Annotated in this window: 20 protein-coding genes and 3 pseudogenes; 11 read left to right on the forward strand and 12 right to left on the reverse strand. The window is 72.4% G+C overall.

Features of this window, described 5'->3' with window-relative positions:
- Nucleotides 1-20: 20 nt before the first annotated feature.
- Nucleotides 21-1,781, reverse strand: coding sequence for a glycosyltransferase family 39 protein (locus O7605_RS10440; RefSeq protein WP_269738994.1), 1,761 nt, complete (start codon nt 1,779-1,781; stop codon nt 21-23).
- A 267-nt stretch (nt 1,782-2,048) separates the two neighbouring features.
- On the opposite strand from O7605_RS10440, the gene pseB reads away from it, so the two are divergent.
- The 5 genes from pseB to O7605_RS10465 all read left to right on the forward strand — a co-directional run bounded on the left by pseB (nt 2,049) and on the right by O7605_RS10465 (nt 7,647).
- On the forward strand, nt 2,049-3,032 hold the full coding sequence (gene pseB / locus O7605_RS10445; protein ID WP_269738995.1) for a UDP-N-acetylglucosamine 4,6-dehydratase (inverting): 984 nt from the start codon (nt 2,049-2,051) through the stop codon (nt 3,030-3,032).
- A gap of 76 nt (nt 3,033-3,108) precedes the next feature.
- Nucleotides 3,109-4,266 (forward strand): DegT/DnrJ/EryC1/StrS family aminotransferase, encoded by a 1,158-nt coding sequence (locus O7605_RS10450; RefSeq protein ID WP_269738996.1) that lies wholly within the window; start codon nt 3,109-3,111, stop codon nt 4,264-4,266.
- 11 nt (nt 4,267-4,277) lie between these two features.
- Nucleotides 4,278-5,114: a hypothetical protein gene (locus tag O7605_RS10455; RefSeq protein WP_269738997.1), complete on the forward strand. Its 837-nt coding sequence runs from the start codon at nt 4,278-4,280 to the stop codon at nt 5,112-5,114.
- Nucleotides 5,111-6,916, forward strand: coding sequence for a class I SAM-dependent methyltransferase (locus O7605_RS10460; protein WP_269738998.1), 1,806 nt, complete (start codon nt 5,111-5,113; stop codon nt 6,914-6,916). The genes O7605_RS10455 and O7605_RS10460 overlap by 4 nt, the downstream gene beginning before the upstream one ends.
- Nucleotides 6,913-7,647: a glycosyltransferase family protein gene (locus tag O7605_RS10465; RefSeq protein WP_269738999.1), complete on the forward strand. Its 735-nt coding sequence runs from the start codon at nt 6,913-6,915 to the stop codon at nt 7,645-7,647. Before O7605_RS10460 ends, O7605_RS10465 begins: the two co-directional genes overlap by 4 nt.
- Before the next feature lie 38 nt (nt 7,648-7,685).
- Here O7605_RS10465 and O7605_RS10470 read toward each other — a convergent pair whose 3' ends face one another.
- The gene (locus O7605_RS10470) at nt 7,686-7,829 is read right to left on the reverse strand and encodes a hypothetical protein (protein ID WP_269739000.1); all 144 of its coding nucleotides are present in this window, start codon (nt 7,827-7,829) and stop codon (nt 7,686-7,688) included.
- Nucleotides 7,830-7,853: 24 nt separating this feature from the next.
- Between O7605_RS10470 and O7605_RS10475 the strand changes: the two genes are divergently transcribed.
- Complete coding sequence (locus tag O7605_RS10475) at nt 7,854-8,699, forward strand: spore coat protein (RefSeq protein ID WP_269739001.1); 846 nt, start codon at nt 7,854-7,856, stop codon at nt 8,697-8,699.
- On the opposite strand, the gene O7605_RS10480 is transcribed toward O7605_RS10475, so the two are convergent.
- The 3 genes from O7605_RS10480 to trpB are packed head-to-tail and all read right to left on the reverse strand — an operon-like array spanning nt 8,664 to nt 11,443.
- A complete protein-coding gene (locus tag O7605_RS10480) occupies nt 8,664-9,431 on the reverse strand; it encodes a GntR family transcriptional regulator (protein WP_269739002.1) in 768 nt (255 codons plus the stop codon). The genes O7605_RS10475 and O7605_RS10480 overlap by 36 nt on opposite strands.
- Before the next feature lie 15 nt (nt 9,432-9,446).
- Nucleotides 9,447-10,247, reverse strand: coding sequence for a tryptophan synthase subunit alpha (gene trpA / locus O7605_RS10485; protein WP_269739003.1), 801 nt, complete (start codon nt 10,245-10,247; stop codon nt 9,447-9,449).
- The gene (trpB, locus tag O7605_RS10490; protein WP_269739004.1) at nt 10,244-11,443 is read right to left on the reverse strand and encodes a tryptophan synthase subunit beta; all 1,200 of its coding nucleotides are present in this window, start codon (nt 11,441-11,443) and stop codon (nt 10,244-10,246) included. Before trpB ends, trpA begins: the two co-directional genes overlap by 4 nt.
- A gap of 151 nt (nt 11,444-11,594) precedes the next feature.
- Between trpB and O7605_RS10495 the strand changes: the two genes are divergently transcribed.
- Nucleotides 11,595-12,230: an alpha-ketoglutarate-dependent dioxygenase AlkB gene (locus O7605_RS10495; RefSeq protein ID WP_269739005.1), complete on the forward strand. Its 636-nt coding sequence runs from the start codon at nt 11,595-11,597 to the stop codon at nt 12,228-12,230.
- Nucleotides 12,231-12,339: 109 nt separating this feature from the next.
- Here the strand turns inward: O7605_RS10495 and O7605_RS10500 are convergent, their stop codons facing one another.
- The 5 genes and pseudogenes from O7605_RS10500 to O7605_RS31860 form a co-directional block, all read right to left on the reverse strand.
- A complete protein-coding gene (locus O7605_RS10500) occupies nt 12,340-13,725 on the reverse strand; it encodes an RICIN domain-containing protein (protein ID WP_269739006.1) in 1,386 nt (461 codons plus the stop codon).
- Nucleotides 13,726-13,936: 211 nt separating this feature from the next.
- On the reverse strand, nt 13,937-16,420 hold the full coding sequence (locus O7605_RS10505; RefSeq protein ID WP_269739007.1) for a DNA gyrase/topoisomerase IV subunit A: 2,484 nt from the start codon (nt 16,418-16,420) through the stop codon (nt 13,937-13,939).
- Between the two features lie 31 nt (nt 16,421-16,451).
- A pseudogene (locus O7605_RS31850) lies at nt 16,452-17,090 on the reverse strand (toprim domain-containing protein); the annotation flags it as partial.
- A 6-nt stretch (nt 17,091-17,096) separates the two neighbouring features.
- Nucleotides 17,097-18,569: pseudogene (locus O7605_RS31855) on the reverse strand (Hint domain-containing protein); the annotation flags it as partial.
- Nucleotides 18,543-20,085, reverse strand: a pseudogene (locus O7605_RS31860) (ATP-binding protein); the annotation flags it as partial. The pseudogenes O7605_RS31855 and O7605_RS31860, both read right to left, overlap by 27 nt.
- A 217-nt stretch (nt 20,086-20,302) precedes the next feature.
- Here O7605_RS31860 and O7605_RS10515 point away from each other — a divergent pair.
- Entirely contained in the window at nt 20,303-21,559 is a 1,257-nt protein-coding gene (locus O7605_RS10515; protein ID WP_269739008.1) for a hypothetical protein, read from the forward strand.
- A 133-nt stretch (nt 21,560-21,692) separates the two neighbouring features.
- Entirely contained in the window at nt 21,693-22,538 is an 846-nt protein-coding gene (locus O7605_RS10520; RefSeq protein WP_443083978.1) for an alpha/beta hydrolase family protein, read from the forward strand.
- Between the two features lie 35 nt (nt 22,539-22,573).
- Here the strand turns inward: O7605_RS10520 and O7605_RS10525 are convergent, their stop codons facing one another.
- Nucleotides 22,574-23,107 (reverse strand): hypothetical protein, encoded by a 534-nt coding sequence (locus O7605_RS10525; RefSeq protein ID WP_269739010.1) that lies wholly within the window; start codon nt 23,105-23,107, stop codon nt 22,574-22,576.
- 287 nt (nt 23,108-23,394) lie between these two features.
- Between O7605_RS10525 and O7605_RS10530 the strand changes: the two genes are divergently transcribed.
- Entirely contained in the window at nt 23,395-24,033 is a 639-nt protein-coding gene (locus tag O7605_RS10530; RefSeq protein WP_269739011.1) for a hypothetical protein, read from the forward strand.
- 88 nt (nt 24,034-24,121) lie between these two features.
- Nucleotides 24,122-24,508, forward strand: coding sequence for a hypothetical protein (locus tag O7605_RS10535; RefSeq protein ID WP_269739012.1), 387 nt, complete (start codon nt 24,122-24,124; stop codon nt 24,506-24,508).
- Between the two features lie 19 nt (nt 24,509-24,527).
- On the opposite strand, the gene O7605_RS10540 is transcribed toward O7605_RS10535, so the two are convergent.
- Nucleotides 24,528-25,421, reverse strand: coding sequence for a DUF72 domain-containing protein (locus tag O7605_RS10540; protein WP_269739013.1), 894 nt, complete (start codon nt 25,419-25,421; stop codon nt 24,528-24,530).
- Nucleotides 25,422-25,427 lie beyond the last annotated feature (6 nt).

The raw sequence follows: 25,427 nt of genomic DNA on the forward strand, positions 1-25,427 counted from the left end.
TGGCCGGCCCGGCGCGAATGTCACCGGCGCCGCCATCCGGCCCACTTCCGCTGCGGATCGCCGCCCAGCCGGACGAAGCCGTACCGCGCGCCGTCCCAGTCGCCGGGCTCGCCGGGCGCCCAGCGGGCGAAGACCACCTCCGCGTCGGCCGGCGGCCGGTCCCGGAACCACGGCACCTCGGTCCAGGTGACCTGGTGGCTGAGGTTGAACCGGAGCTGGTAGGGCACGCCGGTGGAGGCGGCGACCCGGTCCGGTGCCCGGACCCCCAGCCCGGTCACGCTGGGCACGGGCGTGCCGGCGGTCGCCAGCGGGCGGATCAACCGCTGCGCGATCACCTGCATGGTCGCCACGTTGAGCACGACCAGCGCCGCGAGCACGACCGCCAGCAGGCTGGTGCGCGCGGCCGGACGACGGATCGCCAGCACGAGCACCAGCAGCAGGCAACCGGCGATCCCGATCGCGGCGCCGACCAGGGGCCGCATCTGTCGCCACCCGTCGGTCAGGGCCATCAGGTCCGGCGCGCTGAACCCGCCCCAGCGCAGCCGCGCGCCCTCGGCCTCGGCGTGGTCCAGGCGCAGCCGGATCAGTGCCCCGCCCGCCGCGAGCAGCAGCACGGTGACCCCGAGCCGGCGCAGCAGCGGCCGGTACGCCGTGCCGAACAGCAGCCCGACGCCGACCAGCATCCAGAACGGGGCGAACACCTGCACGTAGCGGGCGTAGATGGCGTCCGGCACCCGGTCCGGCACACCGGCCAGGACGACCTCCGCGCCGACGGCGACGCCCACAGTGGTCAGCAGGGCCATCCCGAACGTCCACCGGGCGGCGGCACCGCTCCGGCGGCACACCCTGGTCACCGCCTCGGCGCCGGCCAGCCCGGCCAGCCCGAAGGTGACCACCGTCAGGTACCACAGCTGCGTACCGACCGACGCCAGCACCTGCGACAGTCCGCGGACCGAGGTGAGCGCCCGCACGGCGTTGCCGCCGGCTGGCTCGCCGAGCAGGCGCACCGTGTCGCCGAGCAGCCGTACCCCCGCCTCGTTGCCCAGCGCCGCGACCGCGACCGGCAGCACCGCCGCCAGCAGCACCGCCGGGTCCAGCCGACGGCGGACGAGAAGTGCCAGGACCAGCAGCGCGAATCCGGCGACGATCACCACGCCGCGCGAGTGCACCAGGTGAGCCGCGCCCGCCAGGGCACCGCACACCGCCGCGGCGACCGGCCCGGGTCGGTCGACCAGCCGGTGCACGGCGAGCAGCCAGGCCAGCAGCAGCGGCCCGAACACCGCGTCGGTCATCGCCACCGTGGGGTGGAAGGCCACCGCCGGCAGGGTCACCGCACCGACCGCCGCCGCCAGCGCCGCACCGGATCGCAGCCCCAACAGCCGGCGACCGAGCAGGTACGCCAGCGGCAGGATCGTCGCGTTGAGCGCCGCGTTGATCACCCGTACCAGCAGGTAGGTGTCGAGGAACTCCCGGTCCAGGAGGAAGGCCGGCGCGATCAGCAGCGGGTAGCCGATCCGGCGGAGGGTCTCGTTCTCACTGCTGAACCCCCCGGGACCGCCGGCCAGGGCGCGTGCGGTGTTGAGGTAGCTGTCCTCGTCGGTGTGCGCGAACGGCATGCCGGCGTGGCGGGCCAACCAGATCCGCCAGGCGGTCGCCAGCAGCCAGCCGCCGACCAGCAGCAGGGGCAGCAACCAGCGACGGCGGCGCCGCGACACCGACCCGCCCGGGGCCACCGTCGCGTCCGCGTGCTCGGCCCGGGTCGCCTCGACCTCGACGGTCATCGTTCCTCCCACGACACGTCCGGGCCGACGGCGGCCGTCCGCACGCACCTGGGATCCCGGTCGGGTGGAGACCCTAGTGCCCAGGTCGACGCAGCTCGGTGGGCACGGCGCAACGACCGCAGGTGTTCGCCAACCGGGTGCCGGCCATTCACCGCCGTACGACACGTGGTTAACCGCAGGGCTCGGGCCCGTTAACCCGCCGCGTCTAGCGTTCCCACCCGGCCGGCCCAGGCCGACCGCGAATCCGACACACACGGGAGCACCAAGTTGAGCGAGCTGAACGGATCGTCCATCCTCGTCACCGGGGGAACGGGTTCCTTCGGCAGGACCTTCCTGCGGCACCTCCTCGCCGATACCGATCCGGCCCGGGTGGTGGTCTTCTCCCGTGACGAACTCAAGCAGTACGAGCTGCGTCAGCAGCTCGGCGACGACCCTCGGCTGCGCTGGTTCATCGGTGACATCCGCGACCGGCACCGGCTGACCCGGGCCATGCACGGCGTGGACCACGTTGTGCACGCCGCCGCCCTCAAGCAGGTCGACACCGCGGAGTACAACCCGTCGGAGTTCATCGCCACCAACATCACCGGTTCACAGCACGTCGTCGACGCGGCGATCGAGGCCGGCGTGCAGAAGGTGGTGGCGCTCTCCACCGACAAGGCGTCCAGCCCGATCAACCTGTACGGCGCGACCAAGCTGGTCGGCGACAAGCTGTTCATCTCCGCCAACCACTACGCGGCACAGCACCCGACCCGCTTCGCCGTGGTGCGCTACGGCAACGTGGTCGGCAGCCGGGGCTCGGTGGTTCCGCTGTTCCGCCGGCTCGCCGCCGAGGGCAAGAGCCTGCCGATCACGGACAAGCGGATGACCCGCTTCTGGATCACCCTGGACCAGGCCGTGCAGTTCGTCATCGACTCGTTCGACCAGATGCAGGGCGGCGAGCTGTTCGTTCCCCGCATCCCCAGCATGCGCATCCTCGACCTGGTCGAGGCGGTCGCCCCGGACGCGACCACCCACGAGATCGGCATCCGGCCCGGCGAGAAGCTGCACGAGGAGATGATCGCCCCGGACGACAGCCGGCGGACGCTGATCGCCAAGGACCGGTTCATCGTGCAGCCGACCATCGCCACCTGGGGCTACCAGCCGCCCGTCGGCTGCGAGCCGGTGGCGGACGGCTTCGCGTACCAGTCGGACACCAACGACGAGTGGCTCACCGTGCCCCAGCTGCGTGAGATGCTCGGCATCGCGGCATGAGCGAGCACCGCGAGCGAATCATCAGGCTCGGCGGCTCCGTGCCTCATGGCGGCACGCAGCGCAGCGGAGTGCCGTCATGAGTTCTTTCCTGCCGTACGGACGCCAGTCGGTGACCGACGACGACGTGGCCGCCGTGGTCGCCGCCCTGCGCAGCGACTGGCTCACCACCGGCCCGGAGGTGGCCGCCTTCGAGGCGGACATCTCGGCCTGGGCCGGTGGCGCCGGGGTGGCGACGGTCTCCAACGGCACCGCCGCGCTGCACGTGGCGTACGCGGCGGCCGGTGTCGGCCCCGGCGACGAGGTGGTCGTGCCGCCGATGACGTTCGTGGCCACCGCCAGCAGCGCGGTCGCCCTCGGTGCCCGGATCGTCTTCGCCGACGTGCAGGAGGAGACGTTCACCCTGGACCCGGCGGCGGTGGCCGCGGTGACCACCGAGCGGACGAAGGTCGTCGCCGCGGTGGACTACGCCGGTCACCCGGCCGACTACGACGCGCTGCGGACCGCGCTCGACGGCGGCGACGCGCTGCTGCTCGCCGACGCGGCCCACTCGATCGGCGCCACCTACCGGGGCCGGCCGGTGGGATCACTTGCCGACCTGACCACGTTCTCGTTCTTCCCGACCAAGAACCTGACCACCGCCGAGGGCGGCGCGGTCGCCACCACCGATCCGGGGTTGCTCAAGCGGGCCCGCCGGTTCCGCAACATCGGGCTGGTCCGGGAACCGGACGAACTTCGGTGGCCGGACGAGGGCGGCTGGCACCAGGAGGTGCACGAGTTCGGCCTGAACTACCGGCTGCCGGACGTGTTGTGCGCGCTCGGCCGCAGCCAGTTGCGCCGCCTGGACGCCTTCCTCGCCCGCCGCGCCGAACTGGTGGCCCGCTACGACGAGGCGCTCGCGGAACTGCCCGGCGTGCTCATCCCCGGCCGACGCGACTGGGCGGCACCGGCCTGGCACCTGTACCCGATCCGGGTGCTCGACGGCCGCCGCCGCGAGATCTACGAACGGATGCGCGCCGCCGGCATCGGCGTACAGGTGAACTACATCCCCGCGCACTGGCACCCGGCCTTCGCCGATCTCGGCTACCGGCGCGGCAGTTGTCCCGTGGCGGAGGCCTTCTACGCCCAGCAGTTGTCGCTGCCGCTCTACCCTGGACTACGCGACGCCGACCAGGAGCGCGTCATCGACGCGTTGGCCGCGGCCCTGCGCGGCACCTCGCTCCGGCCCGCCGCCTGAAGGAAAGCCCGATGCACCACGCCAACCACTTCTACGGTCACGCCCACGTGCTGGCCCGCTACGCCGGGCTGGGTGACGGCCATCCACCCCGGATCAACGGGTACGTCCAGCACGGCTGGAACATCGGCGACGGCCTCGCCCCCGGTCACCCGTACGCCGAGCGCACGCCGAGCCTGCTCTGGTCGGAGCAGACCCGGCGGCGGGCCTGGTCGGTCGGACGGCGCAACGTCACGGTGATCGGGGCCCCGTTCGTCTACCTGCTGGCCATGCGGCCGGAGGAGGAATCACCGCCGCACCGGGAGGGCACCATCTGGTACCCGTTCCACGGCTGGGAGGGCCAGCACGTCAAGGGCGACCACAAGGAACTGATCGCCCGCATCCGGGACACCGAACCCGGCCCGGTGACCGTCTGCCTGTACTGGCACGAGCACCGGATGCGGCGGGTACGCCGGCTCTACGAGAACGCCGGCTTCCGGGTGATCTGCCACGGCTACCGGGGACACTGGTGGAAGGACACCGACCCAGAGTTCCTGGACCGCCAGCTCGCCGAGCTGCGCCGCCACCGCCGGGTCGCCTCCAACCGGCTGACCAGCGCCATCTTCTACGGCATCGCGGCCGGTTGTGAGCCGGCGGTGTACGGCGACCCGATGGTGCTGGCCGACGAGGACCCCACCTTCGGCGGCACCGCCCGGATCCGCCGGCAGTGGCCGCAACTGCACGGCGAGCAGGTGCACCTGCCGACCGCCGTCGAGATCGCCCACGCCGAACTGGGCACCGACCACCGCCACCCGCCCACCGCGTTACGGGAGCTGCTGGGGTGGGCGTACCCGCAGGAGGAGACGACGTGACAACCGAGACGGCGTCAGCGGTGACGCTGCCCGGCGGCGAGATGCTCGCCTGGTCCGACCGGACGGATCCAGCCGACGACGGCCCCCTCGCCGCGTTGGTCGCCCGCCTGGTGCCGGCCGGTGCCCGGGTGCTGCTGGCCGGACCGCACGGTCCGGCGCTGCTCGACGCGCTGGCCCACACCCGGCTCACCTGCCTGCTGCGCGGCTACCCGGACGCGACAGCGGTCGCCGGTCGGGTGGACCGGGTCCTGGTGACCGGCCCGCGGGGCCTGCCCGCCGGCGAGGAGTACGACGTGGTGATCGCCGGTGCCGGGCTGGACGCGATCGAGTCGGTCGAGGGTGACCCGCTCGGCTGGGACGCGCTGCTGGCCCGCCTGGTGGCGGCCGTCCGACCCGGCGGTGACCTGCTGCTACGGCTGGACAACCCGCTCGGCGTGCACCGGCTGGTCGCCGCCGAGAGCTGGTACGCCGGCCGGGGCGACGCCGAGTGGACCGTCGGTGGTGTGCTCGACGCCGCCCGTCCCGCCAACCTGGCGCAGGTACGCGAGCGGCTGACCGCCGCCGGGATGCGTGCCCGCACCTGCTACGCCGGGTATCCGCGGCCCGACCTGACCACCGCGCTGCTGGCTGTCGACGAGCTGGCCCGGCGCACCACGAGCGGGCTGTTCGACGCGGTGCTGCACGCCGCCTGCACCGACGGGTACACCGGCCGCTTCGTCCTCGCCGACCCGGCCCGGCTGGCCGTGGACGCCCTGCACGCCGGTCGCGCCGCCGACCTGGCCCCGTCCTGGCTGGTGCTCGCCCGCCGGCCGGCCACCGAGCCGGGCGGTGCCGACGACGACGCCGGTGACCCGCTGCCGCACCTCGGCCGGCCGGAGGACCCGCCGCCCGGGGGCGGACCCGACCGGCTGCCGGTGGCGTTCGTCGCCGACCCGACGGCGGGCGGCACGGTGGTCGAGGTGCGGGACGGGCCACCGGGCTGGCACTGGTACCGGACCGGCGTCACCGTGCCCACCGCGTCGGCCGACGCACCGGACGCCGGTCGTGAGCCGGTCCACCGCGACCCGGCCGCCCCCGACGGACCGGTGCCGGACGGGCGTCTGCTGCGCAGCCTGCTGCTCGACGGATGCCTGCGGCGCGACACGGCACTGCTGCGCCGGCTGCTCCGTGGTTACGCCGACTGGCTCGACGGCCAGGCCGAGCAGGGACGGCTCGCCGGGGCGGTGGCCCTGGCCGGGGCGGACGACCTGGTCGTCGACGGTGACCGCTGGGGAGTGCTCGACCGGGGCTGGCGGGCCGACGCCCCGTTGCCGGTCGACGTGGTGCTGGCCCGGACGCTGTGGCGCTTCGCCGCCGACCTGCTCACCGGCGGGTACGCCCACCCGTGGACCTCCACGCTCGACGTGACGGGGCTGACCGTGCTGCTGGGTGGGGTCGCCGGACGCGACTTCGACCGGGCCGTCGTCGAGGCCGCGACGGAGAAGGCCGCGACGGCCGAGGTCAGCCCGACCGACCCGCCGCCGGGCCCGCGCAGCTACCAGCAGCTGCGCGAGGCGTGGCTGCGCCAGCGGGAGGAGAACGCCCGGCTGAGCGCGCTGCTCAAGTGGACCGAGAACCTGCTCACCTCGCGCGAACGTGCGCTGCGCCGGGCCGAAGCGAAGCTGAACCTGCTGAGCGGTTCGCTCAGCTACAAGGTCGGGCGGCTGGCCCTGACCCCGGCCCGGATGGCCAAGCGCGGTGCCCGCGCCGCCAAACGCCGGGCCCGCACCGCCATCGCCGTGAAGCAGGAAGGACCGGAATGACGGACCGTATCGTCGGCATCGTGCAGGCGCGGATGGGTTCGTCCCGGCTGCCCGGCAAGGTGCTGCGTCCGCTGGCCGGGCGCAGCGTGCTCGGCCGGGTGGTCCGGGCCGCCCAGGACAGCGGCGTACTGGCCGACCTGGTGGTGGCGACCAGCAGCGACGTCAGTGACGACGCGGTCGTCGCCGAGTGTGACCGGCTCGGCGTCGCCTGGCACCGGGGCCCCGTCGACGACGTGCTGACCCGCTTCGTCGGCGCCCTGGACGCCCGTCCCGCCGACGCGGTCATGCGGTTCACCGCCGACTGTCCGCTGCTGGACCCGGAGATCGTCAGCCTGGTCGCCTCGGTGTACCGGGCCGTGCCGGGGCTGGACTACGCCAGCACGTCGATCGCCCGTACCCTCCCCCGCGGTCTGGACGTCGAGATCATCCGGGCGGACGCGCTGCGTACCGTCGACCGGCTCGCCACCGACCACCACCGGGTGCACGTGACCTCGTACGCGTACGCGCATCCGGAGGTGTTCCGGGTGCTCGGCGTGACCCTCACCCCGGACCGCTCGCAGCTGCGCCTCACCCTCGACACCGAGCGCGACTGGGAGCTGGTCCGCGCGGTGGCCGACCACTTCGGTGACGTCAGCGTGCCGTTGGCCAAGCTCGCCGACTGGCTGGACGGGCAGCCCACCCTGCGGGCGCTCAACGCCGACGTCCGGCAGAAGCGGTTGGAGGAGCGCTGAGCAGGTTACGTGTCGGGCTGCGTTGCGACGCCGGGCCGCTACGCGGTGTCGGGCACCTGGTTCGCTGTCTCGCGCTCGGCGAGGAGTTCCAGGCCCGGGGCGCCACCGTCGAGGTCTTCGGCACCGTCGACGGCGTCGGGTGGGCGGCCGACCAGCTCACCGCCCGGGGCATCGCGTCGCACCCCGGCGCGGACACCCCAGACGAGTTGGTCGCCGCCGCCCGCCGCCACGACCTCGACGTGCTGGTCCTCGACTCCTACGAGCTGGATCCCGCCGGTGCGGGGGCGCTGCGGGCCGCCGGGGTGCTGACGCTGGCCATCGTCGACGGGGACACCCGGGGACAGGACGCCGACCTCTACCTCGACCAGAACTTCGCCACCGACCTGGCGGTGCCGGCGGGCCGGCTGCTCGCCGGCAGCGGGTACGCCCTGCTGCGTGCGGGCGTCCTGGCCGCCCGGCCGGCGGCCCCGCGCCCGGCGGTGACGGTCGATCCCCCCTCGGTGCTGGCCTTCTTCGGCGGCACCGACGCGGTCGGCGCGGCACCGGTGCTGACCGAGGTGCTGCTGTCGACCGGCCGGCCGATGGAACTCACCGTCGTCGTCGGCCGACCCGAACTGGGCGAGCGGATAGCTGGGCTGACGCCCGGCCCCGGGCAGTCGTTGCTGCCGGTGCCGCCCACCGGCACGCTGCCGGCCCTGATCGCCGCGGCGGACCTGGTGGTCAGCGCGGCCGGCACCTCCACCTGGGAACTGTGCTGCCTCGGGGCGCCGTCGGCGCTGGTCTGCGTGGTGGACAACCAGCGCGAGTCGTACCACCGGGTGGTCGCCGCCGGGCTGGCCGCCGGTCTCGGTGAGCTGCCCGCGCTGGCCGGTGACCCGGCGGCGGTCCGCGCCGCCACGGACACCCTGGCGGGGCTGCTCGACGACGGGGCCCGCCGGGCGGAGCTGTCCGCACGGGCCTGGGCCACGGTGGACGGGCGCGGGCGGGAACGGGTGGTGGACGCGGTGCTGGACGCGCTACGGCACGTCGCGGCTGGCCGCCCAGCGCAGTGACAGGCCCCGCGCGGCGCGGTCGGTGTTGATCTGCATCATGCTGCCGAGGATCGTCGCCCGGTCGACCACGATCGCGGTGCCGTCGAGCGTGTAGGTGGTCCGGTCGCTGATCAGCACGGCAGCACCCGGTGCGTCGTCGAGGTGTGCCGCCAGCGCCATGTCGAGGACGCCGGGCCGGATCGTCTCGGTCGCCCGGGCGACCGAGACCCCACCGGCGGCGAGCGCCTCGTACAGCGACGTCGTGGTGAAGTCCACCTCGCGCAGACCGGCCGCGTGTGACGCGCGTACCCACGAGACCTGGTGCACGGCGCGACGGCCAGCGAACGCGCGCACCCGCTCCAGTCGCAGCCCGGAATCGGTGACGCCGGCCCGCAGCGCCCCGGCGATCCGCGCCGGCAGCCGACGCACCGCCCGGCCGACGACGGTGGTGCGCACCTCGTGGCCCTGATCCCGCAGGTCGTCGGCGAAGCTGCGCAGCGAGCCCAGCCGGTACGCCAGGTGTGGCGGGGTGACGAAGGTGCCCCGGCCGGGTTGCTGCTCGATCAGACCCTCGTCGCTGAGCTGCCGCAACGCCTGCCGCAACGTCATCAGCGTGACACCGTAGGCGGCGCTGAGGTCGCGTTGGGACGGCAGCGCCTCGCCGGGCCGGTAGTCCCCAGCGCGGATCTTGGCGGCCAGGTCGGCGGCGATGGTGCGGTACCGCGCCGTGGGCGCGTCCTGCCCGGTAGCCATGCCGCCGCCCGCCCCCTAACCTCCGGCGTCCGCCGTTGTCCGTGCCGGCACGCCGTCCAGCGCCGCGCGCAGTGACCGGACGAATCCGGCGGTCGACGCCGGGCCGGCACCGTCGAGCAGGCGTCGCATCAGCGCCGCGCCGACGATCACACCGTCGGCGTCCCGCGCCGCGGCGGCCGCCTGCGCCGGTGTCGAGATGCCGAATCCCAAGAATACGGGCCGGTCCGTGACGCCCCGCAGGCGCCGCGCGAGTGCGGCGGCCGAGGCGGCGAGGTGCTCCCGTTCGCCGGTGATCCCCATCAGGGAGACCGCGTAGACGAAACCACGGCTACGCTCGGCGATCTCCCGCAGCCGGTGCGTGGGCGTGGCCGGTGACACCAGCAGCGCGAGGTCGACGTTCGCGGCCCGGGCGGCCCCGCTCGTCGCCCCGGCCTCCTCCAGCGGCAGGTCGGGCACGATCAGGCCGTGGACGCCCGCCTCGGCCAGGGACCGGCAGAACCGGCCCGCGCCACGGCGCAGGGCGAGATTCGCGTACGTGCTGACCACGACCGGCACCCCGATCCGGTTCCTCGACAGGTCGGCGAGGACGCCATCGGTGGTGGCGCCCCGGGCCAGCGCGACGTCGGACGCCTCCTGGATGGTGACTCCGTCGAGGGTGGGGTCGGAGAAGGGGATGCCGACCTCGATCGCGTCGGCCCCGGCGTCGGCGATCGCACGCAGGTGGTCGGTCCAGTCCGGGGTGACTCCCCCGGTGAGGTACGGCATGAGCAGCTTGCGTCCACGGTCGCGCCGCAGCCGGGTCTCGAGCGTGTTCACCGCGTCACCTCGTCGCCCAGGTACGTGGTCAGGGTCGCGATGTCCTTGTCGCCGCGGCCGGAGAGCGTCACGAGCACGCTGCTGCCAGTGGGTAGCTCGGTGGTGCCGGCGGCCCGGACGACCCAGGCGAGCGCGTGGGCGGACTCGATCGCCGGGACGATGCCCTCGGCGCGGGCCAACCGGACCGCCGCCGCCAGTGCCTCCTCGTCGGTGGCGGTGACGTACTCGGCCCGGCCGAGATCGCGCAGGTGGGCGTGCTCCGGACCGACTCCGGGGTAGTCCAGGCCCGCCGCGACGGACCGCGCCTCACGGATCTGGCCCTGCTCGTCCTGGAGGAACAGCGACTGGAATCCGTGCAGGACGCCGACCTCACCCAGCGCCGCGCCGGCGCCGCCCGCCGCCTCGACCCCCACCAGGCGGGCCGGCGTCTCCACGAAGCCGGCGAAGGTACCGGCGGCGTTGGAGCCACCACCGACGCAGGCGACGACCTGATCAGGTGTGCCGGCCGACAACTGCTCGGCGCACTGGTGTCGCGCCTCCTGGCCGATGACCGCCTGCAGCTCGCGCACCAGCCACGGGTACGGGTGCGGCCCGATCACCGAGCCCACGCAGTAGTAGGCGTCCTCGGTGACGCTCACCCAGTGGCGCATCGCCTCGCTTGTCGCGTCCTTGAGGGTCCGGCTGCCCGAGCGCACCGGCACGACCTGTGCGCCGAGCAGCCGCATCCGGAACACGTTGTGCGCCTGCCGCTCGACGTCGCGCTCGCCCATGAAGACCGTCACCGGCAGGCCCAGCAGGGCACCGGCGGTGGCGGTGGCGACGCCGTGCATGCCCGCGCCGGTCTCGGCGATCAGTCGCCGCTTGCCCATCCGGCGCGCCAGCAACGCCTGACCCAGCACATTATTGATCTTGTGAGAGCCGGTGTGCGCCAGGTCCTCACGCTTGAGCAGCACCGTCACGCCGAGTTCGGCGGACAGTCGCAGAGCCGGGGTCAGCGGGGTCGGTCGGCCCGCGTACCTCGACAGCAGCCACGCCAGGTCACCCCGGAAGCCCGGATCCGCCCACGCCTCGGCGAAGGCGGCCTCGACCTCCTCGCAGGCGGGGATCAGCGGCTCGGGCACGAACCGGCCACCGTGGCGCCCGAACCGACCGGCCACGGGCGCGCCGGTCGGGTCACGCAGGTCCAGAGCCTCCACGACAACCTCCTATTGTTCTATAACTCATGGCGACAGTTATAGAACAGTTCCGCCGGGGTGTGCAAGGGAGTTCCACCGACACGCCCACTCGACCCGCGCGGACCGGCATGGCGCTAGGACAGGTGTGCTAACTCGCTGCTAGGGTGGGGGCATGTCGCAGACCGCGTACCAGCCGTCGATGCTGGAGGTCACCGACGCGGCGCCCACCCTCGGTCCGCTGGCCGGGCAGCCGCGCCGGCACCCGTTGAGCCGGGGCGGCTGGCTCGATCACCTGCCCGGCTGGGTGCGCGGCTCCGACCAGGTGCTCGACGTGCTGCTACGCGAGGTGCCGTGGCGGGCCGAGCGACGCACCATGTACGACACCGAGGTCGACGTCCCCCGGCTGCTCAGTTGGTACGGTGCCGGCCGGCCACTACCGCACCCGGTGCTCACCGCCGCCCGCGCGGCACTGACCCGCCACTACGCCGACGAACTCGGCGAGCCCTTCGTCACCGCCGGCATGTGTCTCTACCGCGACGGCCGGGACAGCGTCGCCTGGCACGGCGACACCCAGGGCCGCTCCGCCCACACCGACACCCTGGTCGCCATCGTCTCCTTCGGCTCGCCCCGCCACCTGCTGCTGCGCCCCCGCGGCGGCGGCACCAGCCTGCGTCTTCCGCTCGGTCACGGTGACCTGGTGGTGATGGGTGGCTCCTGCCAGCGCACCTGGGAACACGCGATACCGAAGACCGCCCGCCCGGTCGGCCCCCGGGTCAGCGTCCAGTTCCGCCCGGCCGGCGTCGCCTGAGCGACCCCGCAGCCGCTCCACCGTCCTGAGCATGGGCGAGCCCGCTCCCGCCGGGAAACGGGCTCACCCTCAGCGACCTGATTGGCGCGTTCCGCTCAGACCGCGTGCCCTAGAACTGCGCGAAGAAGCGCCACACCTCGCCCTTGGTCCAGGTCCTGGCGCCGCTGTCGCCGCCGCCGTCGACCGGGCCGGGGGTGTGACCGCCGTCGAACGCGGCCCACTGCACGGGATAGCCGGCCCGGCATCCCGAGTAGCCGGTGGTGATGTGCGTCCGGCTGCCCGCCGCCGGCTCCGGCGGGTTCTGCGGGGTGCAGCCGTTGTTACGGACGAACCTGTCCCGCAACGACCGCCCGCTGGTGATGTTGTCGGAGATGCCGTGGATGCCGAAGTACGCGATCGGCTCGGTGCCACCACTGCACCCGCTCAGCTCCCGGGGAGCGCCGTAGACCGCGACGGCCCGGAAGACGCCGGCGCGGGCACAGGCGAGGGCGTAGCTCATCGCCCCGCCGTAGCTGAACCCGAGGGCGAAGCGCTGCGACGTGTTGACGCACAGGTCGCTCTCGATCCGACGGATCATGTCGTCGACGAAGGTGACGTCCTCGCCGCCGGAGTTGGCCCAGCCGTTGCCGATGCCCTGCGGCGCGACCAGGATCGCGCTGTTGTTCGACTGCTCCTGCTGCCCGTAGTAGGCCCAGGCCGCCCCGTCGGCTCCACCGTAGGCGACATCGCCGGCGGTGCCGCCCCACCAGTGGAACGCGAACATCAACCGGTATCGGGTGTTGCTGTTGTAGTTCGCGGGGAGCCGCAGGATGAAGGTGCGACTCTGGCCGCCACTCTGGATGGTGTGCGTACCGTTGCCCAGCGTCGGCGTCCGGCCGCATCCCGCGCCCGGATCACCGGTGGGTGGTGGCGACGTGGGGCCGCCCCCGCCGTCGACCCGGGCCAGTTGCCACTGCTGGTTGGCGCCGTTCCAGTCGGCGTACTGCACGATGTTCGCGCCGTCCGCGGTGGAGGCACCCTGCACCTCGACGACCTTGTTGCTGTGCCGGCTGATCAACCGGACATGACCACCGTCCGAGTCGGCCAACCGGAACTGCTGGTTGGTGCCGTTGTGATCCGACCACTGCACGACCGCGGCACCATCGGCGGTCGACGCGTTCGACACATCCAACACCTTGCCCGAATGCCGCGACTTCAACCGGTAGTAGCCGCCGCCGGAATCCACGAACTGCCACTGCTGGTTCGCGCCGTCGTTACGGGTCCACTGGCTGATCCGCGCACCGTCGTTGGTCGCCAGACCGTACACGTCCAACGCCTTGCCACTGTTGCGGTTCACCAACACGTACCAGGCGTTGGGGTCCACGGTCGCCGCCGCCGCGGGCGCCGCGTTGACCGCGACGAGGCTGCCGGCCACCAGGACGGCCGCACCGACCGCCGCCACGACCGACCGCCGTCGACGCCTTGGAGGAGAGGCGGGACGAACCTCACCATTCATTGATCCACTCCTTCGACTAGGACCACGCGCGGTCGGGAGGGGACGCGCGTTGTCGCAGGCACCGACGGTGTGGATGGTGGTGTCGACGCGTCGGGCCGCCAGCGAGCAAGCCCAACGTATCGTCATAATACGTCATACGTCAATGACGGATGTCGATGGATTGCGGCGTGCCGGACGGTCGCGTCCGGCACGCCGGGTGCGGAACAGGCAGCTACTCGCGGTCGATCTGGTGCCCCACCACGGCTGGGCCGAGCATGACGGCGAAGCCGGAACCGTCGCGGCGCGGGTCGGCCGCCGGCAGCTCCACCGCCTCACCGTTGACCGTCGAGCCGACCGGCCGCGGACCGACCCAACCGACCACCACGTCGGTCTCACCCTTGAGGAACCGATGGGCCCGCACCCCGCCGGTCGCCCGCCCCTTCGCCGGGTACGCCGACAGCGGCGTCACCTTGACCGTCGCACCGGTCGAGGTGACCACCATCGGCTCACCGTGCTCCGGATCGTCGGTGCGGACCGCACCGAAGAACACCACCCGCGCTCCGGACGGCAGGGCTATCCCGGCCATCCCGCCGCCCTTGAGCCCCTGCGGCCGGATCGTCCCGGCGGCGAACCGCAGCAGCGAGGCCCCGCTGGTCAGGAAGGCGAGCGTCTCGGCACCGTCGACCAGCCAGGTCGCCCCGACCACCTCGTCGCCGTCGCGCAACCCGATCACCTCGAACTCGTCGGATCGCACCGGCCAGTCCGGGGCACAGACCTTCACCACACCCTGCCGGGTACCGAGCGCCAGACCCGGTGAGCCCTCGGCGGCAGCGCCGAGCGGCGCCAGGCCGACCACGGTCTCCCCCGGCTCCAACGGCACCAGCTCGGCGGCGGACATCCCGCCGCGCAACGACACCGTGCCAGCCTGCTCCGGCAACACCGGCAGCGGCAGCACGTCCACCTTGAACGCCCGGCCGGCACTGGTCACCAGCAGCACCCGCCCCCGGGCGGTGGAGTGCACCACGGCGCGTACCGCGTCGTGCTTGACCCGGCCGTGCCGGCGGCGCCCCTCGGCGGCCTCCTCCGACTCGGCCGCGGTACGGGCCACCAACCCGGTCGCCGACAGGATCACCTGGCACGGGTCGTCGGCCACCTCCAGCGGCCCGGCCGGCGCGGACGCGGCCAGCACCTCCTTGAGGTCGCCGTCGACGAGCGTCGTCCGCCGGGGCGCGGCGAACTGCTTGACCACGGCGGCCAACTCGTCCGAGACGACCTTCTTGAGCACGTTCTCGTCGTCGAGGATGGTCGACAGCTCGGCGATCTCGGCCCGCAGCTTCTGCTGCTCGGCCTCCAGCTCCAGCCGGTCGTACTTGGTCAGCCGGCGCAACGGAGTGTCCAGGATGTAGTTCGCCTGGATCTCGGAGAGCTTGAACTGGCGCATCAGGCCGCTGCGGGCCGCCTGGGCGTCCTCGCTGCCCCGGATCAGCTTCACCACCTTGTCGATGTCAAGCAGGGCGATCAGCAGACCGTCGACCAGGTGCAGCCGCTCCTCCCGCTTGCGCTTGCGGTACGCGCTGCGCCGGGTCACCACCTCGTAGCGGTGGGCCAGGAACACCTCCAGCAGCTCCTTGAGCCCCAGGGTGCGCGGCTGCCCGTCGACGAGCACCAGGTTGTTGACGCCGAAGGACTGCTCCAGCGGGGTCAACCGGTAGAGGTCGGCGAGCAGTGCCTGTGGGTTCACGCCGACCTTGCACTCGATGACCAGCCGGGTGCCGCTCTCCCGGTCGGTGAGGTCCTTGACGTCGGCGATCCCGGTCAGCCGCTTGGTCTTGGTCACCTCGTTGGTGATGGCCGCGATGACCTTCTCCGCGCCGATGCCGTACGGCAACTCGACAACCGTGATGGCCTGCCGCCCCCGGCTGCCCTCCAGCGGCCCGATCTCCACCTTGCCGCGCATCCGCACCACGCCCCGGCCGGTCTCGTACGCCCGGCGCACCTCGTCCAGGCCGAGCAGCATGCCGCCAGTGGGCAGGTCGGGACCGGGCACGAACTCCATCAGCTTGTCGAGGGTGGCGTTCGGGTGCCGGATCAGCCACCGGGCCGCCGCGACGACCTCGCCCAGGTTGTGCGGGATCATGTTCGTCGCCATCCCGACCGCGATCCCGGCGGCACCGTTGACCAGCAGGTTCGGGAAGGCCGCCGGCAGCACCGTGGGCTGGGTCAGCGAGCCGTCGTAGTTGGGCTCGACGTCGACGGTGTCCTCGCCCAGCTCACCGACGAGCAGCATCGCCTCCCGCGACATCCGCGCCTCGGTGTATCTCGCCGCGGCCGGGCCGTCGTCCGGGCTGCCAAAATTTCCATGCCCGTCGATGAGTGGCGCGTTCAGCGAGAAGTCCTGCGCCAGCCGGACCATCGCGTCGTAGATCGCGCCGTCGCCGTGCGGATGGTACTTGCCCATCGCGTCCCCGACGATCCGGGCGGACTTCACATGCGCCCGGTCCGGGCGGTGGCCCTGCTCGTACATCGACCAGAGGATGCGTCGGTGTACCGGCTTGAGGCCGTCGCGGGCGTCGGGCAGGGCCCGGGAGTGGATGACCGAGAAGGCGTACTCCAGGTAGGAGTCGGACACCTCGGTGGTCAGCGGGTTGTCGATGATCCGCGCGCCGGCCCGGTCGAACGCGGAATGGTCGACCTTCGTCTCCTTGCGGCGTGCCATGGCTCAGCTTTCCTTCCGAGAGACCCGATGGTCAGGCGTCGATGGCGTCACGGTCGACCCGATCGGCGGAGTCGATCAGCCAGTTGCGGCGCGGTTCGACCTTCTCCCCCATCAGCAGTTCGAGGATCCGCTCGGCGGCGTCCACGTCGTCCAGGGTGATCCGGCGTACCGCGCGGGTGGCCGGGTTCATGGTCGTCTCCCACAACTCGTCGGCGTCCATCTCACCGAGACCCTTGAACCGGGGCACCGGGGTGACGATCTGCTTGCCGGCCTTCTCGAACCGGCGCATCGTCGACTCCATCTCCGCCTGGGTGTAGGTGTAGACGGTCTCCGGGTTGCGCCCCTTTGTCGTGATCTTGTGCAACGGTGGCATGGCGGCGTAGAGCCGGCCGGCCTCGATCAACGGTCGCATGTACCGGGCGAAGAGGGTGATCAGCAGCGTCCGGATGTGTGCGCCGTCGACATCGGCGTCGGCCATGATGAGCACCCGTCCGTAGCGCAGCGCCGACAGGTCGAAGGTGCGCCCCGAGCCGGCGCCGAGCACCTGCACGATCGCCGCGCACTCGGCGTTGTCGAGCACCTGCTGAAGGCTGGCCTTCTGCACGTTGAGGATCTTGCCCCGAATCGGCAGAAGTGCCTGGTACTCGGAGGTACGGGCGACCCGGGCGCTGTTGTGCACGAACACGCCCGCTTCCAGTGCGAAGTTGTGGTAGCCATCGACTGTCAGGTCATAGACGTCCGCCGTCTCGTCGAGCACTTCGACGGACACCACACGGTGGTTGACCAGAGCAGCAGCCTCACGAAGCCGGGTGTAATCCCCGTCGTAAAGCGTGAGGAGCCGGTCGAAGCGAAGCCCGGTACGGGCGGACTTCAAGCGCTCAGCCTCGTAGGACGCCGCGAGTTCACCATCGTGCAGCGCAAGCATCGGCGCGAGTCGGCGCAGCGCGGCCAGCCGCCTCCCTTCCTGCTGACGGCTCACCCGGTCCGCACGCGGCACGTCGGCCACGTAGCGCAGCCGTCCGGCCTGCACCTTGGCAAGGTGGCCATTCTTTGGATCGGCCATCCGCTGCTTCATCCGGCGAGAGTGGCGCTCGCCGAACTCCCGGTTGTTCTCATGCCAGGCCACGACCGCGTTGCGTTGCCGATCCCGTTCGGCGGGATCGGAGAACTGCTCGACGGTCTTTCGGGAACGCCACGCACGCAGCTCGGAGTCCTGCCATTGCCGAACGGAACGCTCCCGCCACTCCGCGCGCCGCGCGGGGTCGGTGAAGTACAGCCGAGCCCGCTCCGCAGCGGCCGCTCGGTGCTCCGGATCCGACCAGTAGCCTGCCTGCCGTTCCCTCATGCGGTCGGCGTAAGCGAACCGTTCGTCTTCGCTCAGCGCGGCGTACCAGTCCTGGAACCCCTGCTCGACCTTGGCTCGGAACGCGGGTGACTCGTTGAGTGCGAAAAGCCGAGCCAGGCACGCCTCTCGGAAGGCGGGGTCGCGCCACTGAGCGGTGAGCATCGCCGACTTGAACTCCCGGCCGCCGTTCTCGAACCACTCACGCCACCCGGCCTGGACGTGCTCGCCCATCATCGCGGCGTGCAGCGCCGAATGATCGGCCCAGGTCATCCGCTTGATGTTGCGCGGGTCGTTGTTGCGCTTGTCGATGTCGATGTGGTGCCGGACCCTGCCGTTGGCGGCGCTGTCCCTGCCGTTTCTAAGGTTCCACGCGTCGGCGAGGTAGTGGGTGTAGACCCACTCATCTTTGTCGTTCATCCAGACCCGCTCGTACCCTTGCAGCTTCTGTCCGGCCGCCTTGTTGGACAGGCTGCGGTAGAGCGGCATGAGGGAGTCGCCAGGCATCAGGGCGTCGGCACGGCGGTAAGAGCCGTCACGGAGCCGGAACCGGTGATCGGGTGTGCATCTGACCGACTCGCCGTTGTCGAGGGTGACCCGCACCAAAGGTGCACCCCGCTTGGTCACACGCGGCTCGACCAGAGGTGCTATCACCACTCGGCCGGCCTTGTTCGTGGTGTAGCCGAAGTGGGTTACACCCTGCTGCCAGTCATTCGCCAGATCGGCGAACGAGCGGCTCATGCCGGAGGCCAGCGCGACCATGGTGTCGCCCGTAAAGCACCCGAGGGCGCTGTCCCCTTCGACAATGAACAGCTCGCTGCGGTCCACCCCGGTGGCGCGGCAGTCGACGAGTTTGGCGGGCATGGCCGCGCCTTCGAGGGCGGTCTTGCGGCGGGCCGCGTCCTTCTGCTGCTTCTGGGTGAGGCGCACCCGGGACGCGTCGACGATCTTCTGCAGGACGGTACGCGCCTCGGTGCGGGTCTTGCGGTCGTCCAGCCAGGACTTGACGTGCTGCTCCACCAGAGCCTGCACGACCTTCGTGATGCCGGCGGTGGAGAGTTCGTCCTTGGTCTGCGAGGTGAACTGCGGCTCGGGCACCCGTACGTGCACCACCGCCGTCATCCCCTCCAGGACGTCGTCCAGCGTGGGCGCGTCCTCCTTGGCCTTGAGCAGGCCCCGGGTGGTGCGTACGGCGTCGGCGAGGGTACGCGCCAACGCCCGCTCGAAGCCCTTGCGGTGGGTGCCGCCGTGGGCGTTGCGGATGGTGTTGGTGAAGCACTCGACCGTGCGCTCGTAGCCGGTGCCCCAGCGGAAGGCGATCTCGACCTCGGCCCGGCGCTGCACGTTCGACTGCATGACGCCGTTGGCGTCGGCGGCGTTCTCCCGGTACGTCCCCTCGCCGGTGACCAGCAGGGTGCCGGAGACGGGCCGGTCGCCGGCCGGTGCGAGGAACTCCACCATGTCGGTGAGGCCGTTGGGGTAGTGGAAACGCTCCTCGGTGGATTCTTCCGTGGTGCGGTTGTGCAGCGTGTAGCCGACGCCGGGGACCAGGAACGCGGTGTGGCGCAGCTTGGCCCGCACCGCGTCGTGGTCGAGGGTGGCGCCGGTCTCGAAGTAGCGGGGGTCGTGCCAGTAGCGGATCGAGGTGCCGGTGCGGCGGCCGCGCTTCATGGCGCCGACGACCTGGAGCCCGGGGCCGGGGGTGAACGGCGCGTCGGGGCCGTCGCCGTCGAAGACGCCGGGCACCCCGTGCCGGAACGACATGGCGTGCACCTTGCCGCCCCGACGCACGGTGACGTCGAAGCGGCGGGACAGCGCGTTGACCGCCGAGGCACCCACGCCGTGCAGGCCGCCGGAGGTCTTGTAGCCGGAGCCACCGAACTTGCCGCCGGCGTGCAGGCGGGTGAGCACCAGTTCGACGCCGGAGATGCCGGAGCGGGCGTGCACGTCGGTGGGGATGCCCCGGCCGTCGTCGTCGACCTGCACCGACCCGTCGGCGTGCAGGATGACCTCGACGCTTGTGGCATGGCCGGCGACGCCCTCGTCGGTCGAGTTGTCGAGGATCTCGTTGACGAGGTGACCCACGCCACGGCTGTCGGTGGAGCCGATGTACATGCCGGGCCGCTTGCGGACGGCGTCCAGCCCCTCGAGGTGCGTGAGGTCGTCGGCCCCATACAGGGTGTCAGGCTCTGCGGTCAACTGGTCGTACTCCCCGGTCTCGGCGATGTGCTCCCCCGCGCCGTCGGCGGTCGGCCCGGCGCGGGCACGCCGCAGCGAGCGTAGCCGCACGCCCCGACAACCTGTGCGGACACCCGCCCGGCACGCCGAGGGCCGCTGCTGGCGGACCTGCTGCGGTCAACGCCCCGGCTGCCGGCCTTATGCCCGGCGGCGCACTCGGCACCGGCCGCGCGAGGGCATCCCTGACCCCGCTGGACCCGCCTGTCACGGATGTTTCCCACTGTTGACGTTCGTCACACCCGCGTGATCTCATCACCGCACCAGAGGATCTTTCACATTTCTATGAACGGATGGGGATGCCGATGTCCGCGTTGCGTCGTACCGCCGCCGCGATGGCCCTGGCCGTCACCGCGGCGACTCTCTCCACCGCCGTCGCGGTCCCCACCGCCTCGGCCGCACCACCCACCGCGGCGGTGGCCCTCGGTGACAGCTTCATCAGCGGCGAGGGCGCCGGCTCCTACCAGCCGGTGGTCGACGTGACCGGCGTGGCGCGGAGCTTCCCGGGCTGGACCGCGCCCAACAGCAACGCCTTCTTCTGCCACCGCTCCGCCAACGCCTCGCTGCACAAGGCGACGCTGCCCGGCATCCAGGACCGGTTCAACCTGGCCTGCTCCGGCGGGCAGCCGCACGACATCGCCGCCGCCTCGTCGGCGCGGACGAACGGCCGGCAGGTCTCCGCCCAACTCGACCAGCTCCGCGCGGTCGCCCAGACCCATGACATCGACCTGGTGCTGATCGGGCTCGGCTCGAACAACAGCTCGTTCACCTTCGGCGGGGTCGCCGAGAAGTGCGCCAACCGGTTCATCGCCGACGCCTGGACCGGCTGGTGGGAGTTCTGGGCGTACCTGAACGGTCCGGTGGAGCAGAAGCCGTGCAGCGACGCCGACCTGGCCACCGCCGCTCAGATCACCGCGGCGACCGCGGAGACCACCGCGGCGGTACGCCAGATCCTGACCACCCTGCGCGAGGTGGACGCCGACGGTCAGCACCGGGTGGTGCTGCAGGACTACACCAACCCGCTGCCGCTGGATCTGGCCCCCACCTACCACTCCGAGGACAACCGGGACGACACCCGGGACAAGTTCCGCGCGCTGGGTGCCGAACGGTACGCGGCCGGCTGCCCGATCCACCGGGCCAGCCTCGCTCCCGGCCACCGGTTCTCGCAGGGCCTCGGGACCATCGTCCGGTCCACCCGGGACACCCTGGCCGCCGAGTTCGCCGGTGCCGACCTGGTCTACCTCAACGTGCAGCGGGCCTTCGACGGCGCCCGGCTCTGCGAGAACACGAACAGCCCGACCGGCACCCTGGCCACCCCGATCCGGTTGATGGACAACCCGCCGAACGGGACCTTCGTGACCAGCCTCTCCGGCAAGGACAAGATCGCCATCCAGCGGATCGCCAACACCTGTGTGAGCTACTTCCAGACCTGCCAGGAGTCGTGGCACCCGAACGCCGCCGGGCACCAGGTGCTGGGCCAGTGCCTCTCCGGCGCGGCCAGCACCGCGGCCCGCTCGGTGGCCTGCGTACGCTCCGCGAACGGCACGATCGGCGTTTCCTGACCGCTCCCGGGTCGGGCAGTGGGTGCCCCGGAATCCGGCCGGATTCCGGGGCACCCGTCGCTGCGGTGCGGTCCCGGCGGGGGCGAGCCCCCCGCCATTACCTACCCGCCGGTAACATGTTGCCGTGAACGTGATCGAGTATCAGCAGGAGTTCGTCAACGTCGACGGTGCCCGGCTCGGCATCCAGATCTATCCGGAGCCCGTCGGGGTGGTCGACGCCCCGGTGGTGCTGATCGCGCCGGCGATGGGGGTGCCGGCCCGCTACTACCGGCCCTTCGCCGCCGCGCTGCGCGCCGCCGGGCTCGCCGTGGTGGTGGCGGACCTGCGCGGCACCGGCGAGAGCACTCCCCGGCCGAGCCGGACCTGCCGGTACGGCTACGCCGAACTGGCCGCCGACATCGGGGCGGTACGCACGGCGCTCAAGCCCCGGCTGGACGGCCGCCGGACCCTGCTGCTGGGGCACTCCCTCGGCGGCCAGGCCGCCGTGCTGCACCTGGCCCTGCACGGCGAGCACGAGGTGGACGGGCTGGCCCTGATCGCGGTCGGCATCCCCTACTGGCGTGACTTCACCGGCGCTCGGCGGTACGGGTTGCTGCCGGTGACCCAGGGCATCGCCGCCACGGCCCGGATGCTCGGGGTCTGGCCCGGATGGGGCTTCGGTGGCCGGCAGGCGCGCGGAGTGATCCGGGACTGGGCGCACACCGCCCGCACCGGCGACTTTCCCGAGGTGGACGGGGTGGACACCGAGGCGGCGGTACGCCGGATCCGCACCCCGGTGCTGGCGATCAGCGTCGACGACGACCAGTACACCCCACATCCCACCCTGGACCGGCTCTGCGCCAAACTGACGTCGGCTCCCGTCGACCGCGAACGCTACGGCGCGCCGGACACCAACCTGGACCACTTCACCTGGGTACGCGCCAGCGGGCCGCTGGCCGCGCGGGTGGCCGACTTCGTCGCCACCCTGCCCGCCCGCTGAACCGCCCAGCGGCGGCCGGGACGCCCGACGGACAGTCAAACCGACGGGCTAGCCGAAGCGCGTCGGCGCAGCCGGAACAGCAGCCGGGCCACGCCCATCGGCAGCAGGTGCAGCACCACCACCAGCGCGGCCGTCAGCGTTGCGTACCGGCCCACGGAGAGCCCGGCCAGGGCCAGCACCAGCCCGGCGCAGGCCACGGTGACCAGCGCGTGGCCTGCGATCCGTAGCGCGATCCGTCGGGGCGACGGGTCCGCCTCGGCCTCGGCGGATCGTCGCAGCGCCGCGCCGGCCGCCGCCGCGACCGCGGTCAGGCCGGCGATCTGCAAGGCCCAGAGGGCGACCCGGCCGACACCGGCCTCGTCGGTCACCGCCGGCGCGACGAGGGTGGCCAGCGCGAACACGACGAAGGTCGGTGGCCAGGTGAGCACGAAGGCGGCCAGCACCGCCAGCGCGACCCTGCTCGCCAGGCTCGGCTCCGGGGTGACCTCCTGCCGGATACGGGCGATCACCTCGTCGGAGGCCCACACCAGCTTGCCGTCGGAGCCCGTCTCTGGTGCCGGTTGCGCCATGCGGCGAGCCTAGTGGGATCGGTCAATGCGCTCGGGGCATCACGGTGTCTTGCCGCCGGAGCCGGACCCGTGGGGCGCCAGGACCCCCGGTGCTCGTCATCGACGGCGGGTACGCCGGGGTCCGGAAGAGAGGTCGAGACGGTGTGAGTGAGCGCATCGGCTCCGAGATCCGACTCGTCCGCCGCTGAACGCCGGATCGTCCCGGCGGCGGGTGTCCCCAGGTCACGGCGATTAGCCCGGCCGAAGCCGGGTAAGCCGCTGCGCCCGACACGGTGGAAGGGGACCAGATGTCTGACAGCCACACCGCACTACGTTCCATGCACGACCTGGGCCTGGCGGCCTGGTTCGGCGGCAGCCTGATGGGTGCCTTCGGCGTGAACGGTGCCGCGGCCCGGATCGGTGACTCGACCCAACGACTCTCGGTGGCGTCGACCGGTTGGAACCGGTGGACGCCAGTCAACGCGGCGGCCATCGGCGCTCACCTGGCCGGCGCGGTCGGCGAGCTGGTGACCGAGAGCCCGCGGATGGCCGCCCAGGCCGGGGTCGGCCGGGCCAGCACCGTGAAGACCGCGCTGACCGTCGGCGCCCTGGCGGTGACCGGGTACAGCCGGTTGCTCGGCATGCGACTGGCCAAGGCCGGCCAGGCGTCGGTCGAGGGGGTGACCGAGCCGAACGGGCAGACCCCGGCGAACGTGGCCTCCTGCCAGCGCCAGATGAAGGCGCTGCAATGGGCGATCCCGGCGCTGACCGGCGCCCTGATCGTGGTCACCGCCTACATGGGTGAGCAGCAGAAGCCCGGGCAGGTGCTGCGCGGCATGCTCGGCCGCGTGGGTGGCCTGGGGCACGCGTCGAAGACGATGGGCAAGGGCGCCGGCGGGATGGCGGCGGCCAGGGCGATCCGGCAGATGGCGATGTCCGGCCGCTGACGGCGGCGGGCACGACCGCCAGTGCACCCATGTGCCGGATGTCGGTTTCGCAGGGACCGGCGGCCGCGCACCGATCAGCGAGGTGGCCATGACGGACCGGGACAGGCAGGACCGGACACCCGAGGGTGTCGCCCCCTGGGGCACCACCGACGGCTTCGACGGGGATCCGCCGTGGGGTGCCGGCGCGGACTCCCCGATGGACGAGGACAGCGAGGAGACCGCCGTCCCCGAGGGGCGACGCGGTGAACGACGCGCGGCCGGCACGTCCGCCGGTGACCCGACGGACCGGCCCGCCGGGCGGCACGGGTTCGGCTCGGTGGAGCCGACCCGTACCCCGGCGGCCGGGCCCGGGGCACCACCGGACCCGGCGCCCTCGCGGCGCAGCTTCCCGGACGACTCCGCCGATGGGGACCTGCCGGACAACGCGCTGGAGGAGGCGACCGGGATGCACCCGGAGGGCACCTGGCGCGGGTGAGCGCCACCGTGCTGTCCACTCAGGACGGTACGGTCCGCCGGTCGGCCCCGTCGAGCAGACCGACCAGCCGCTCCGCGTCGCGTTGGGCCTGACCCGCGCAGCAGTTGTTGAACAGCACGTGCAACTCGTCGGCCTGCCCGGCGAGATCGATCAGCAGCTCGGACCAGCGGCGCAGTTCCTCGTCGCCGTAGGCGTACCGGAACCGGTCCTCCTTGTCGCCGCTGGTCCAGGCGCTGCTGTGGCCGTGGAACCGGATCATCGCCAGGTCGGCGGTGGCGACCGGGATCGGCGGGACCGAGTCCGGATGGCCCTGCGGCATGTCCACACCGCAGAAGGTCAGCCGCTGCTCGCGCAGGAAGGCCAGCGTCTCCAGCGCCGCCGCCCCGTCGAACCAGGAGGCGTGTCGCAGCTCGACGGCGACCCGCCACGGCCGGCACCGCGACGCCAGCTCCGCGATCCGTCGGCGGGCCGCCTCGCCGCGGGCCAGCCACGGCGGGAACTGCAACAGCACCGCGCCGAGCCGGTCGGCCGCCGCGATCGGCGCCAGCGCCGCCCGGAACCGGTTCCACAACTCGTCGTACGCGGCCGTCGGCAGGTCACGTCGCCGGATCCGGGCCGGCCCGCTGGCCGGGCGGAGGTCGGCGGGCAGGGTGGCCACCGGGGTCGGATGGCCGGTGAAGAGGCTGAACGCCTTGACGTTGAAGGTGAACCCGTCGGGGGTGGCGTCGACCCAGCCCTGCGCGGTCTCCGGTGCGGGCACCGCGTAGTACGACGTGTCCACCTCGACCAGCCCGAACCGGTCGGCGTAGTGGCGCAGTCGACCGGCCGGGGTGTTGGCCTCGCGCGGGTACCAGCCGGAACGGACGAGCGTCCGGTCCGCCCACGAGGACGTGCCCACCTTGATGACACCCATGTAGTT

This window comes from Verrucosispora sp. WMMA2121, assembly GCF_027460185.1.
Classification (GTDB): domain Bacteria; phylum Actinomycetota; class Actinomycetes; order Mycobacteriales; family Micromonosporaceae; genus Micromonospora; species Micromonospora palythoicola.